Genomic DNA, 12,846 nt, shown 5'->3' on the forward strand with positions numbered 1-12,846 from the left:
CCCTCCCAAGCCAAAAAGGTCGACAACGAGAGATTCAGACTTTTTCCGCTCTGTCACGCACAGTTTCACCCGATTGCCCTGCGATGGTGGCGCCAAGCCCTTGAGGATACTGTTCCGTCGCCATCACCGGCACGCCCAGCGCCCGGGCGCCATCGATCAGCCGGCCGGCGGCGGCGACCGCTTCGTGCCCGCCGCTGATCGCCGGCATCAGCCGGGCCTGAAGGTCGATCACCACCAGCAGACTGTCGGTGGCGGACATCAGCGGACTTTCGGGGCGGGGGCGGCTGGATGGCCTGCGGGGACTGACGGTGGTCAAGTGCTTGCCTCCTTGGAAGTTCTGACCGGTGACTGTGATTGACTTGAGCGCCATGGCGGTTATATATGGCCCACACGTGTGAACATCGACAAGCAGATCGGGCGTACCGTCTCGCATGACATTCGAAGATCTGGGCCTGAGCGCCGAAGTATTGCGGGCCGTCAATGACGCCGGCTATACCCAGCCGACCCCCATCCAGGAGAAGGCGATCCCCTGGGTGTTGCAGGGCCGTGACGTGCTGGGCTGCGCACAGACCGGCACCGGCAAGACCGCATCCTTCACCCTGCCCATGATCGACATCCTGGCGCAGGGCCGGGTGCGTGCGCGCATGCCGCGCTCGCTGATCATGACGCCGACGCGTGAGCTTGCCCAGCAGATCGCCGAGAGCTTCCACACCTATGGTCAGCACACGCCGCTGTCCATGGCGCTGCTGATCGGCGGCATGTCGTTCAACGATCAGGAAAAGGCGCTCGACAAGGGCGTCGACGTGCTGATCGCGACCCCCGGCCGCCTGCTGGACCATTTCGAGCGTGGCCGCGTGCTGTTGACCGATGTCCGCATCCTGGTGGTCGACGAGGCCGACCGGATGCTCGACATGGGCTTCATTCCGGATCTTGAGCGCATCGCCAGCCTGCTGCCGCAGATCCGCCAGACCCTGCTGTTCTCGGCGACCATGCCGCCCGAGATCCGCCGTCTGGCCGGCAAGTTCCTGATGAACCCCAAGGAAGTGTCGGTGGCGCCGCAGTCGACCGCGGCCGCGACCGTGCGCCAGCTGGTGGTGCATGTCGCGAACGAGCGGGCCAAGCGGCGTCCCCTGGAAACCCTGATGGTCCGGGAACCGGTCGGCAACGGCATCATCTTCTGCAACCGCAAGCGCACCGTCGCCACCCTCTATGAGTCGCTGAAGCGCGCCGGACACGATGTCGGCGCCCTGCATGGCGACATGACCCAGGATGCGCGCAACGAGACGCTGGCGGCCTTCCGCGACAACAAGATCAAGTTCCTGATCGCAACCGATGTCGCCGGTCGCGGGCTGGATATCGAGCACGTCAGCCACGTCTTCAACTATGACGTGCCGCTGGCCGCGGAAGATTACATCCATCGCATCGGCCGCACAGGCCGCGCCGGCCGCACAGGCACCGCGATCATGTTTGTGACCCCGGAAGACCGGAAGCTGTATGACCGCGTCGTCGCCCTGCTGGGCGGCAAGGCGATCGAAACGGTGACCGATTTGTCGGGTGTTCTGGCGGTGACAGGCGGTGCCCAGGCGGCTCCTGCCCTCGCGCCCGATGGTCAAACAGACGGTGAGACCGCCGCCACACCGGTCGAGGCGTCGCCCGCCGCCGGTGAGAATGCGACTGCAGCGGTTCGTCCAGCACGGACGCGTCAGCGCCGCCGCCGGGAACCGGCGGTCGAGGAAGCCGCTGTGGCGGCAGCGACCGATGCCCCGACCAGCCTGGTCGACGCCGTCCCGGCCGGGTCCGATGCTGCCGATCTCAGCGATATGCCGGCGACGCCTGCACAGGTTGCCGAGCCGGACGTCGTGGCAGCCGAAAAGCCCGCCCGCCCGCCGCGCCGCCGTCGCGCCCGCGCCACAGAGGTGGTGGAGGTATCTGCCGCGACTGTTGCGGCTGAGGACGACACGGCCGCTGCGGATGTATCCCCTGCGGCTGCGGATGATGTCGCGGAACCGGTCGCGGAAGCCGCGCGACCCTCGCATCCCGTCCGCCCGCCTCGCCGGAGCCGGACTGCTGCGGCCCCTGCGGATGCTGCCAGCCCGCGTAATGGTGCTGCCGAGAAACCTGCCCGTGACGACCGGGAACAGCCGGAACGGGAGCGCCCCGAGCGCGAGCGTAGCGCCCGCGACGACAATACGCCGCTGGGCTTCGGCAAGGATATTCCAGCCTTCATGCTGAAATCCGCCCGCACCGACCGGACCGTCCCCTGACCTTGTCAGGCGGTACAGGCCAGTCCGGCGCCTGGACAAAATGACAAACCCCCGGCGTTCCGATGCCGGGGGTTTTATTCTGACCGGCAGGTGGGCCAGGATACGCCCGCCCGTCATGAAAAAACCGCCCCGGAGAGCATCTCCGGGGCGGTTCAGTATCGACCGGCGGGCTGTCTCCCGGCCCCGCCGATCGAGGCCCCCGGGACCACTCGCAAAAGCGGCCATCGGGGGAAGCTGGCAAATCAGGTCATCCCACCCGGGATCAAGTGCTGCGATCAACTGGTGAGGAATCGGTCGAGCAGATCGAGCTGGTCTGGAACATTGAGGGCCGGAGCATGCCCGCAGCCGGGAATGACTGCAAGGGATGCTTTCGGCCCGCGCCTCGTCATCTCTTCCGCCGTGTCCTGGGTCAGCAGGTCACTTGTTTCGCCGCGAAGCACCAGGGTCTTGGCTTCTATGGCATCCCAGGCATCCCACATCTCGAAATCGCCGGTGGTCTCTGCAAAAACGCGCATCACGGCAGGATCATAATGCACGGTCAACTTGCCGTCATCGCGCCGACGCGTCGAGGTTTCGGCCATCTGCCGCCACTGCTCGTCGCTGATGGCGCCATAGGGGGCATAGATGGTGCGCAGATAGGTCTCCAGTTCCAGAACCGTGTCAAACACCGGCGGCTGAGTGACATAGGAGCGGATCCGGTTGATCGCCGCCGGCGCCAGCGCCGGGCCGATATCGTTCAGCACCAGATGGGTGATCCGGCCCTTCAGCGGCCCGGCGGCCAGCATCATACCGATGGCCCCGCCCATCGAGGTGCCCACCCAGCGCATCCGCTCGATGCCCAGCCGGTCGAGCATCTCGACCGCGACCTCGGCATAATGCTCCAGCCGGTATTCGGCCTCCGGCGCGCTCGCCCAGCCAGACAGACCGCGGCCGATGGTGTCGGGCGCCACGATCCGGAACCGGTCGGCGAAGCGGCGGGCGCAGGGGTCGAAATCGCGGCCGGTGCGGGCTAGACCATGCCACATGACGATCGGGTCCGACTGGTCCGACGACCAATGCATGTAGTGGATTTCGTGGCCGCAGGCGGTGAGGTATTCCGAAGCGGGCTGGGGGGCGGTCATGGTTCAGCGTTCCCTCAATTTGCCGACAATGCCGGTCGGAAAGAAATAGACGGACAGGACGAACAGGATGCCGAGCCACAGCATCCAACGATCGGCGGCGATCAATTCGGGCAGCACCGGAATCCCGGCAAGCGCCGACGAGGCGGCACCCATCAGATCCTGCAGATAGAACTGCGCCAGGCTGAGGATCACGACACCGATCACCGCACCATACAGCGTGCCCATGCCCCCGATCACCACCATCAGCAGAATATCGAGCATAATGGCGAAGGACAGCGTGGCATCCGGCCCGGTATAGCGCAGCCAGAGCGCATTCAGAACCCCGGCCAGGGCCGCCAAGGCCGCTACCAGACAGGACGCGGCCGTGCGATACAGCACAACCCGGTTGCCCAGCGCCTCGGCGCGGAAATCATTCTCGCGGATGGCCTGCAGCACCCGGCCGAAGGGCGAGTTCACCACCCGCAGCATGAACAGGAACAGCACCAGACTGCTGATAAACACCAGGTAATAGGCGACCAGCCGGCCATTGAACCGCTGACCGAAGATCTCGTCCTCGAACAGCTTGAAGGCGGGGGTCAGCATGCGCGGCACCCGGAAGGACATGCCATCCTCGCCGCCGGTGATGAACGACAGCTGCGAGGCCAGGATCAGGAAGAAGCTGGCGACCGCGAGCGTGATCATGCTGAAGAAGATCGCCCGCACCCTCAACGACAGCAGGCCGATGACCGCGGCGGCGGCAATCGATACCGCGACACCGGCGACCGTGCCGAGCCCCACGGCGCCCCAGCTGGGGCCGAGCGCGTTCAGGGCAATCGCGACGCCATAGGCGCCGATGCCGAAGAACATGGTATGGGCGAAGGACACGATGCCGGTATAGCCGAGCAGGATGTCGTAAGAGGCCACCAGCACGATCAGCACGCAGATCCGCGCCGCGACCGCCAGCGAGCGGGTGCCCGGAAAGACGAAGGGCGCCAGCAGCAGCCCCAGAAGGATGATGATCAGCACCGCCGCCAGAATGCGGCTGCGCGGCCGGTCGCCGGAAATGATCCAGTTGAGCATCTGATCCGCCTCCGGCTTAATTCTTGGTCGCGGGATAGAGCCCGCGGGGACGCCAGAGCAGCACCGCCACCATCAGCAGGATATTCGAGCCGAGCGCCAGCGTGGGTGCCAGATAGCCCATGAAATTCGCGGTCAGCCCCACCAGCAGCGCGCCCAGAAAGCAGCCACCCACCGAGCCCAGGCCGCCGATGATCACCACGATGAACACCAGGATCATCACATCGGCACCGATATGGACGGTGACGATTTCCTGATAGAGCGCCCACATCACGCCACCAGCGGCGGCAAGTGCGGTACCGGCCACGAACACGCCGACAAACAGCCGGCGGACGCGATAGCCCAGCGCCTCGACCATCTCGCGGTTTTCCACGCCGGCGCGGACCAGCAGGCCGATGCGGGTGCGATTCAAGGCGAAATGCATGCCCAGATAGGCGACCAATCCCAGTGCGCAGGCCACCAGCCGATAACGCTCGACAGCGATATCGCCGATGAATATCGAGCCGCGCAGGGTTTCGGGCTTGGGCAGCGGGATCGGGTCGGCACCCCAGATCACCGTGATCAACTGTTCGGCGACGATCAGCCCGCCGACGGTGATCAGGATCTGGCGCAGATGCGCGCCATAGACCCGGCGCACGATGACCCGTTCGAACACCAGCCCCAACACGCCGGCGGCAGCACAGGCGACCAGGATCGCCAGCAGCATCGCGCCGACATCGCCCAGAAGCGATACCCCCATCAGGCCGGCGAACGGCCCGCCGGGGCTGAGCAGCCCGGTCGCCAGATAGGCGCCGACGGCAACGAAGGCACCATGGGCGAAGTTCAGCACGTCCATCAGGCCGAAGACCAGCGTCAGGCCCGAGGCCATCAGGAAGATCATCATGCCCATGGCAAGGCCGGCGATGGCCAGCACCAGCCAGGTGCCGGGGTCGATCAGGATCAGTGGCAGGAACAGGATCAGGCCGGCCATGGCGAGCGGGGCATGCCGCTCCACCATTCCGGCGGTCTTGAGGGCGCGCGCGGTCATTGGTGACTGTCCAGGCTGAGGCCGAGCAGACGGCGCTGAAGATCTCCGTCATGGGCGAGTTCGTGCATCGAGCCCGCATGGACGACGCGGCCGTCATCCATCACCGCCACGGTGTCGCCGAGGGCGGTCGCCATGCTGAAATTCTGTTCGACCATCAGAATGGTCGTGTCGGTGGCCTTCAACTCGCGGAAGGCCTCGATCAGATGGCCGATGATCGCCGGTGCCAATCCTTTCGACGGCTCGTCGACGATCAGCAGCGCGCGCGGCTCCACGATCGCCCGCGCGATCGCCAGCATCTGCTTCTGGCCGCCCGACAGATTGCCGGCAGGCCAGTTCCAGAACTTCTCCAGCGCCGGGAACAGGTCGAAGATCCAGGCCAGACGCCTGTCGTCCATCGGACCGGAGCGCGCCGCCAGCAGCATGTTCTCGCGCACGGTCAGGCTTGAGAAGATCCCCATGTCTTCCGGCACATAGGCAATACCACCCTTGGCCAGATCCGGGGTTTCGGCCGCGGTGATGTCGCGACCATCAAAGGTGATCCGGCCCTGGGACGCGTGCCACAGCCCCATGATGGTGCGCAGGGTGGTGGTCTTGCCGGCACCATTGCGGCCCAGCAGCATGGCGAGCCCGCCTCGCGGCACCACCAGATCCACGCCCTGAAGGATATGATACTGGGCGATATGGGTGTGCACGCCGGCAAGCGTCAGCAGTGCCCCCGCCTGCGCTGCATCACCGACACCGCCGTCGCGGGCCCCGGCCGCCCCGGCCCGTTCTGGCATCGACCGCTCAGACATGGGTCGAGGCCCCCATTCCCAGATAGGCTTCCTGCACGATCGGCGAGGCCACGACCTCTTTCGGGTCGCCATCGGCGACCAGATAGCCGTTGTGCAGCACGATGATCCGATCGGCGAGCGAATGGACGACATCCATCTTGTGTTCGACCAGCAGAACAGTGTTCGCCGGATCGGATTTGATGCCGTGGATCAGGTCCAGAATCACCGGTACCTCGTCGACGCTCATGCCGGCGGTGGGTTCATCGAACATGAAGATGCGGGGTTCAAGCGCGATCAGGATTGCCACCTCCAGCTTGCGCTGGTCGCCATGCGGCAGGGTCGCGACGACGTCATCCGCGCGAACGCCCAGCCGCACCTGCTCCAGGATCGCGTCGGCGCGCTGGATCAGATGCCGGCCATGCGCTGCCATCGAGAAGATGTCGAAGCCCCGGCCCCGCCGCGCCTGCACCGCCAGGCGGATGTTCTCGCGCACCGTCAGGTTCGGAAACAGGTTGGTCAACTGAAAGGCGCGGCCGATGCCGCGCCGGGTGCGGCCGGCAGCGCCATGCGACGACAGATCGTGCCCGTCGAGCAGAACCGATCCTGCCGTCGCCCGCAACTGGCCCGAAATCAGGTTGAAATAGGTGGTCTTGCCAGCGCCGTTCGGCCCGACGATGGCGGTCAGCGTACCGCGTGTGAACCGGCAGCCGACGCCATTGACGGCGACATGGCCGCCGAAGCGCACGGTCAGATCGCGGGTTTCGAGCGCCGGAACGGCGCCCGCTGTCTCCGCGGCGGAAGATAGGGTCATCCGGGGTCCGTCTTCGCTTGGCCATCCGCCGGTCCGGCGGAGGCCATGAACCGAGAAATACGGCAGCACGCGAGCCGCACCGGGCGGCGCGGCACCCGGGGGAGGTATGCCGGCCCGTCCGGCACGACCCGCGCACAGCTCAGCGCTGGTTGCGGATCGGCACGTCCATGTCGTCGATGCCGATCACGCGGACCAGTTCAGGGATGCCCCAGGCGACGTTCTCGTCGACCTTGATGCGGAAGTGATACATCTCCTGCAGCGCCTGATGGTCTTCCTTGCGGAAGGTCATCTCGCCCTTGGGTGACATGAAGCTCATGCCCTCCATGGCGGTGATCAGGGCTTCGGTCTCCGTGGAGCCGGCCTTGCGGATCGCCTCGACCGCCGCGATGCCAGCACTCATGCCGCCGGCGGTGAAGAAGTCTGGCGGCGAATTGAAGCGCGTCTGATGCTCGGTCACCAGCCAGTCGTTCACCGGGTTCTTGGGGATGTCATAGTAATAATAGGTGGCGCCTTCCATGCCCGGCAGCGCCTTGTAGGCGGCCATGGCCGGCAGGATGTTGCCGCCGGTGGCGATCTTGATGCCGCGACGCTCTGGCTCCATCGCCGCCAGTTTGGCGAAGGGCGTGGAGGCACCGGCCCAGATCACGAACAGCACCTTGTCGCCCTCGACCTTGTCCATCGCATCGAAGATGCGCTGTGCGGGGGCCGTGAAGTCGGTGGTGTCGCGGGGAACATATTCCTCATGCGCGATCTCGGCGCCCGTCGAGGCCAGCGCATCGCGGAAGGCGGCGACGCCGTCGCGGCCGAAGGCGTAATCCTGCGCGAGCGTGGCGATCTTCACGCCGGGCTTGCCCAGTGCCACCGCGTTCGAAATCGCATCCTGTGAAGAATTGCGCCCGGTGCGGAAGATATAGCGGTTCCACTTGTCACCGGTGATCGAGTCGGCGACCGCCGGCTCCACCAGCAGGATCTTCTCGTATTCCTGCGCCACCGGCAGCATCGCCAGCGCATCGCCCGATGATGTCGGGCCGATGGCAAGGTCGACCTCGTCGTCGCCATAGGCTTCGGCCAGCACCGCGCGGGCGATTTCCGGCTTCAACTGGGTGTCCTTCTCGATGACCTCGATCTTGCGGCCATCGATCTCCATCGTGCCCTGGGTGGCATATTCCAGGCCCATCATCAGGCCGGTATGGGTCTGTTTGGCATAGGCTTCGAGCGGCCCGGTCTTGCCCGAGATCAGCGCGATCTTGATCGGATCGGCGGCGAGCGCCGGTCCGGTGCCGGCCATGGCCGCCATCACCGCGGCCGCGGCGAGGTGCTTCCAATTGAGCGACATTGGGGGTGGTGCCTCCCTACCCTGGTCTTTGTGCCATCGCGATCGCCGGTAAGTCCGGCGCACCGCGTTGAGACATTACCAGCAAGGCCTGTGCCATCTTCATGACATCAATGGAAAGCAACAACTTGCCGCGCTGCACCATCAGTTGCGGCAGCGCATCCTGTCCGGCAACCCGGACGTCTGTCTGTCAGGATTTCCGGACAGTCAGGCTCGTGTCCGGTAAACCGGACGGTGTGACGGGATCAGGGGCGCGACGAGGCCGTCACGGTCTCGATGCCATGTGTCGCCAGTTTTTCATAGAACTGGGCGCGGGAAATACCCAGCAGCTTCGCCGCCTGGGTCTTGACCCCGCCGGCCGCGGCAAGCGCCCGGCGGATGGCGTCGCGTTCGGCGGCGGCCAGGGCCTCGCGCAAAGGCTCCACCGTCTCGCCAGGTTCGACCGATGCCGTCATGGTGACCGGTGCCACACCTGCCGCCGAGGGCATATGCGTGGCCATCAGACTGTCGATATGGCCGGCATCGATCTCGGCATCATCGGTCAGCAGAACCGCACGCTCCAGCAGATTGGCCAGTTCGCGGACATTGCCCGGCCAGTCATGGGCCTGAAGCCGCAGCAGGGCATGGTCGGTCAGCGTGCGTGGCCGGCCGCCCTGATCGATCGCCAGCCGGTCGAGCAGGACCTCACACAGAGGTTCGATGTCATCCAGACGTTCCCTCAGCGGCGGCAGGCGCAGCGGCAGCACATTCAGGCGGTAATACAGATCGGCCCGGAACAGGCCTTCCTCGACCATCCGGCCCAGATCGCGGCTGGTGGCGGCGATCACCCGCACATCGACCGGAATCACCCGGTTCGACCCCAGAGGCTCGATCTCGCGTTCCTGCAGCACCCGCAGCAGCTTGGATTGTAGGCTGACCGGCATGTCGCCGATTTCATCCAGAAACAGCGTACCGCGATGGGCCAGGCGGATCTTGCCGTCACGCGGTTTGGCACCGGCACCGGTGAAGGCGCCGGGGGCCACGCCGAACAGTTCCGCTTCCAGCAGATTTTCAGGGATCGCCGCGGTGTTCACCCGCACCATCGGCCCCGATTGCCGGCCGCTGGCGGCGTGCAGGGCATGGGCCAGCATCTCCTTGCCGGTGCCGGTCTCGCCCAGCAGCAGCACGGTGATGTCCCGTTCGGCCGCCCGCCGCGCCTGACGCTTCAGCAGACGCACCGCCTCGGAATTGCCGATGAACTGCGAAAAGCCGTATTTCGCCCGGCGCGCATCGGCCAGCTGTCGGCGGGCGGCATCCAGATCGCGCTGCAACCCTTGAAACTTGTCGACCAGCGGTTTCAGCGACTGCACCCGGTCGTACAGGATCATGCCGACGGCGCCGGTGACGCGGCCATCCTCGTCCTTCAACGGGATGCGGCTCACCACAAGCTGCCGGCCCTCGACCTCGAAGATGTCGATCAGATCGGCGCGGCCACAGGCCACCACCTCGCGCAGCCGGCTGTTGGGGATCACCTCCTCCACCGGCCGGCCCTCGACCGGGTCCATGCCGTTCAGCCCCAGGATGGCGCGGTACTTGTCGTTCATCCACAGGATCTGCCCGCCGGCATCGATCAGGACAGCGCCTTCATATAGCTGATCGAACAGCTCCACCGCCGCCCGCGCGATCCGGTCCCGAAGGCCCGCCTCACGCGCGGACGCAGCCCGACGCCTGCGCGCCGCCACGCCGTCGACCAGCCGCTCCATGCTCTCCAGCGTCTCCCTCTGCCCTGTCGGCCGCAGCTCACGGCCGGCCCCGCGGGGGCACCGGTAAGCACCTCTTCTCGCACGGGGCTGCGGCGTCAAGCCTAGGACGGTGGCGATGCCGATGCAAGACGGGTCGGGAGTGGCGGTCGGGGCCGGATGGCAGGTGGGGGCGAGATGGCAGGTTGGGCGGGATCACGGTTCGGATGCAAAGACCACGGCACGGCTGATCGCCGCCGGCACGGTGGTCATATGGCCCTCGCCGGCGAACACCACCTGATCGATCCGTGCGCCCGGCACCTGCAACGCGCGCAGCCGGTCGGCCATCCCGGCCAGATTGTCCAGCATGCGCGCCATGCGGCGGAAGGCGGCCCGCTCAGGGCTTTCCGCCCCGATCGACACTGCCTGTTCCTCGCCGCCCACCGTCAGCAGCAGGTTCAGCGGCGGGCGCCGATCGCGCGCGGCATAGGCCGCAGCATCCTCGGCCACGTCGCCATCATTCCACCAGATCGACGGGCTGGAGGCGACATAGCCCTTGAACGCCTGCGGCCGGGTGAGTGCCGCATGCAGCACGAAGCGCCCGCCCAGCGAATGGCCGAACAGGGTCGCGCGGTCGGGATCGACCGGAAATCGGTGGGCGATGGCCGGGCGGATCTCGTTCAGGATCACGTCCAGGAAGGCATCCTGGCCGCCGGTCGGCACCACCGGTGCCCGTGGCCCCATCAGGGCCAGCATCGCCGGCGTCACCGGCGATGTCAGGTCCAGATAGCGACGGGTCATGTCGAAGGGGGCATCGCCGGGATAGCCGATGGCGACCACGGCGAGGCTGCCCTCACGCGCAGCCAGCAGCCGCGCGGTCTGTGCCGCCAGACCGAACATCGCATTGCCGTCGAGCAGATACAGAACCGGGAAGCCGGCCTCGGGCGGTATGCCGTCGGGTATCGCCACCTGAATGCGATAGACCAGCCCGTTGCGCCGGGCCGTGATGTCGAACCAGTGGCTGCCCGGCACAGTCACCGGCCCGCGGTCGTCCGGAACGATCGCGGGCCGGGCACCCGGATGGTCATCTGCATGGGCCACCTGGACGGCAGCCAGGCCTGCGCCGATCGTCACCGCCGCCACCAGCGCCAGCACCCAGGCGATGGCGACCGCATGACGTGGCCGCCGGTATCGCCCGGGCGATAAGGTCCGCATTGTCACCGCATCCTCCGGTCCGTTTTCCAGAGGCGGCATCCGACCTTAATTTTGACTGCGACTCAATCGCATTTCAGAGGATCTGTTCGTCGGTCACACCAAACAGTTCGAACCGGATCCGGTCGCGCGGCACGCCGATCTCGATCAACTGCGCCGCCTGCGCCTTCTGGAAGCCACGCGGCCCGCACATATAGACATCGATATCCATGGCCGGCAGCAGATCGCGCAGGGCCTGGGCATCGATCCGGCCGATCCGGTCATGATCCCGCCCCTGCCGGTCTTCCGCATCCGGGCGCTCATAGACGACATGAACCGACAGGCCCGGGGTCGCTGCGGCCAGATCGCGCAGATGACGGCCGAAGGCATGGGTCCGGCCATCGATCGCCGCATGCGCCCAGACGACCGGATGATCGGGCCGCATCTCGGCCAGCGTCTCCACCATCGCCAGCAACGGGGTCTGCCCCACGCCGGCGCCAAGCAGCAGGATCGGGCGTGACCCGTCCATATCCAGCACGAATTCACCCGCAGGCGGCGCCGCCTCGATCACCGCACCGGGCTTGATCATGTCGTGCATCATGCCGGAGCCGCGACCTTCAGGCTCGCGCTTGACCGCGATCCGCCAATGCCGGGCATCGGGCTTGCCGGCCAGGCTGTAATGACGCAGCAGGCTGGTGGTGCCGTCGTCGCGGGTCAGGCGCAGGGTCAGATACTGACCGGGGCTGAAGGGCGGCAGCGGTCCGCCATCCTCAGGCGTCAGCCGGAAGCTCTTGATCACCCGGCTTTCGTCATTGACGGCATCAACGATGAACCGCCGGAAACCGCGCCACCCACCGGGCCGCGCCGCAACCTCATCGGCCAGCACCGCTTCGCGCCCGATGAACACGCCGGCCAGCACGCCATAGGCCTCGGCCCAGGCGGCCAGGATCGGCGGGGTCGCCGCATCTCCCAGCACGTCCGAGATGGCGGCCAGCAGTTCCGCGCCCACGACATCGTATTGTTCGGGGCGCACCTGCACCGCAACATGCTTATGGGCGATGCGTTCCACCGCGCCTGCCAGTGCCGACAGGTTGTCGATATGTTCGGCATAGGCCAGCACCGCGGCCGCCAGCGCCCGGGGCTGCGATCCATCGCGCTGATGCGCCGGATCGAACATCGCCGCGATTTCGGGCTGGGTCAGAAGCCGTTCATAGAACCGGCTCGTGATCGCTTCACCATGGGCGCGCAGCACAGGGACCGTGGCTTTCACCAGGGTGATCGTCGTTTCCGTCAGCATATCCCGTCCATTCCCGTTCCTGCGGCCTGCCCGGATGCGGCCTGTGGCCGTCCCGGACTGCCATCTCTCGTGAACCACAGAAGATGTATAGCAGATGATTTTTATTCCCGTCACTATATATGCATATGAAATGCATATTATGTCGCAGGCGCCACCCCGGATGACGGAGTTTCCGCGCCGCGACATCGCCACTTTCCGAGCGCGCCCGGCCTGTGCGATAGTCCGGCCGTTATGCCGCAAGCGGGAGGTTCCGAG

Annotated in this window: 11 protein-coding genes; 1 reads left to right on the forward strand and 10 read right to left on the reverse strand. The window is 66.3% G+C overall.

The genetic code is table 11. The annotated features are described in order from the left end of the window. Positions 1-34: 34 nt before the first annotated feature. A complete protein-coding gene (locus IEW15_RS17895) occupies positions 35-316 on the reverse strand; it encodes an isochorismatase family protein (protein WP_229708241.1) in 282 nt (93 codons plus the stop codon). Positions 317-431: 115 nt separating this feature from the next. Here IEW15_RS17895 and IEW15_RS26015 point away from each other — a divergent pair, with 115 nt between their 5' ends. Further along, a complete protein-coding gene (locus IEW15_RS26015; RefSeq protein ID WP_229708242.1) occupies positions 432-2,264 on the forward strand; it encodes a DEAD/DEAH box helicase in 1,833 nt (610 codons plus the stop codon). Positions 2,265-2,539: 275 nt separating this feature from the next. Here the strand turns inward: IEW15_RS26015 and IEW15_RS17905 are convergent, their stop codons facing one another. The 9 genes from IEW15_RS17905 to hmpA all read right to left on the reverse strand — a co-directional run bounded on the left by IEW15_RS17905 (position 2,540) and on the right by hmpA (position 12,591). Beyond that, positions 2,540-3,385: an alpha/beta fold hydrolase gene (locus IEW15_RS17905; protein ID WP_188580414.1), complete on the reverse strand. Its 846-nt coding sequence runs from the start codon at positions 3,383-3,385 to the stop codon at positions 2,540-2,542. A 3-nt stretch (positions 3,386-3,388) separates the two neighbouring features. Then, on the reverse strand, positions 3,389-4,444 hold the full coding sequence (locus tag IEW15_RS17910) for a branched-chain amino acid ABC transporter permease (protein ID WP_188580416.1): 1,056 nt from the start codon (positions 4,442-4,444) through the stop codon (positions 3,389-3,391). Positions 4,445-4,460: 16 nt separating this feature from the next. Continuing rightward, positions 4,461-5,468 carry a branched-chain amino acid ABC transporter permease gene (locus IEW15_RS17915; protein WP_188580418.1) on the reverse strand — a complete coding sequence of 336 codons (1,008 nt, stop codon included), beginning with the start codon at positions 5,466-5,468 and terminating at the stop codon, positions 4,461-4,463. After that, the gene (locus IEW15_RS17920) at positions 5,465-6,247 is read right to left on the reverse strand and encodes an ABC transporter ATP-binding protein (protein WP_229708244.1); all 783 of its coding nucleotides are present in this window, start codon (positions 6,245-6,247) and stop codon (positions 5,465-5,467) included. The genes IEW15_RS17915 and IEW15_RS17920 overlap by 4 nt, the downstream gene beginning before the upstream one ends. A 7-nt stretch (positions 6,248-6,254) precedes the next feature. Next, on the reverse strand, positions 6,255-7,052 hold the full coding sequence (locus tag IEW15_RS17925; protein ID WP_188580420.1) for an ABC transporter ATP-binding protein: 798 nt from the start codon (positions 7,050-7,052) through the stop codon (positions 6,255-6,257). 139 nt (positions 7,053-7,191) lie between these two features. After that, complete coding sequence (locus tag IEW15_RS17930; protein ID WP_188580478.1) at positions 7,192-8,349, reverse strand: substrate-binding domain-containing protein; 1,158 nt, start codon at positions 8,347-8,349, stop codon at positions 7,192-7,194. 281 nt (positions 8,350-8,630) lie between these two features. Continuing rightward, positions 8,631-10,127, reverse strand: a complete 1,497-nt coding sequence (locus IEW15_RS17935; protein WP_188580422.1) for a sigma-54 interaction domain-containing protein — start codon at positions 10,125-10,127, stop codon at positions 8,631-8,633. Positions 10,128-10,319: 192 nt separating this feature from the next. Next, positions 10,320-11,318 carry an alpha/beta hydrolase gene (locus tag IEW15_RS17940; RefSeq protein WP_188580424.1) on the reverse strand — a complete coding sequence of 333 codons (999 nt, stop codon included), beginning with the start codon at positions 11,316-11,318 and terminating at the stop codon, positions 10,320-10,322. A gap of 73 nt (positions 11,319-11,391) precedes the next feature. Beyond that, positions 11,392-12,591: an NO-inducible flavohemoprotein gene (gene hmpA / locus IEW15_RS17945; protein WP_188580426.1), complete on the reverse strand. Its 1,200-nt coding sequence runs from the start codon at positions 12,589-12,591 to the stop codon at positions 11,392-11,394. Positions 12,592-12,846: the final 255 nt, after the last annotated feature.

This window comes from Tistrella bauzanensis (assembly GCF_014636235.1).
GTDB lineage: Bacteria > Pseudomonadota > Alphaproteobacteria > Tistrellales > Tistrellaceae > Tistrella > Tistrella bauzanensis.

Bases quoted from the DNA above. Each gene is read 5' to 3' on its own strand.
- IEW15_RS26015 (WP_229708242.1), top strand. From the start codon at position 432: ATGACATTCGAAGATCTGGGCCTGAGCGCCGAAGTATTGCGGGCCGTC.
- IEW15_RS17905 (WP_188580414.1), bottom strand. From the start codon at position 3,385: ATGACCGCCCCCCAGCCCGCTTCGGAATACCTCACCGCCTGCGGCCAC.
- IEW15_RS17910 (WP_188580416.1), bottom strand. From the start codon at position 4,444: ATGCTCAACTGGATCATTTCCGGCGACCGGCCGCGCAGCCGCATTCTG.
- IEW15_RS17915 (WP_188580418.1), bottom strand. From the start codon at position 5,468: ATGACCGCGCGCGCCCTCAAGACCGCCGGAATGGTGGAGCGGCATGCC.
- IEW15_RS17920 (WP_229708244.1), bottom strand. From the start codon at position 6,247: ATGCCAGAACGGGCCGGGGCGGCCGGGGCCCGCGACGGCGGTGTCGGT.
- IEW15_RS17925 (WP_188580420.1), bottom strand. From the start codon at position 7,052: ATGACCCTATCTTCCGCCGCGGAGACAGCGGGCGCCGTTCCGGCGCTC.
- IEW15_RS17930 (WP_188580478.1), bottom strand. From the start codon at position 8,349: ATGGCGGCCATGGCCGGCACCGGACCGGCGCTCGCCGCCGATCCGATC.
- IEW15_RS17935 (WP_188580422.1), bottom strand. From the start codon at position 10,127: ATGGAGCGGCTGGTCGACGGCGTGGCGGCGCGCAGGCGTCGGGCTGCG.
- IEW15_RS17940 (WP_188580424.1), bottom strand. From the start codon at position 11,318: ATGCGGACCTTATCGCCCGGGCGATACCGGCGGCCACGTCATGCGGTC.
- hmpA (WP_188580426.1), bottom strand. From the start codon at position 12,591: ATGCTGACGGAAACGACGATCACCCTGGTGAAAGCCACGGTCCCTGTG.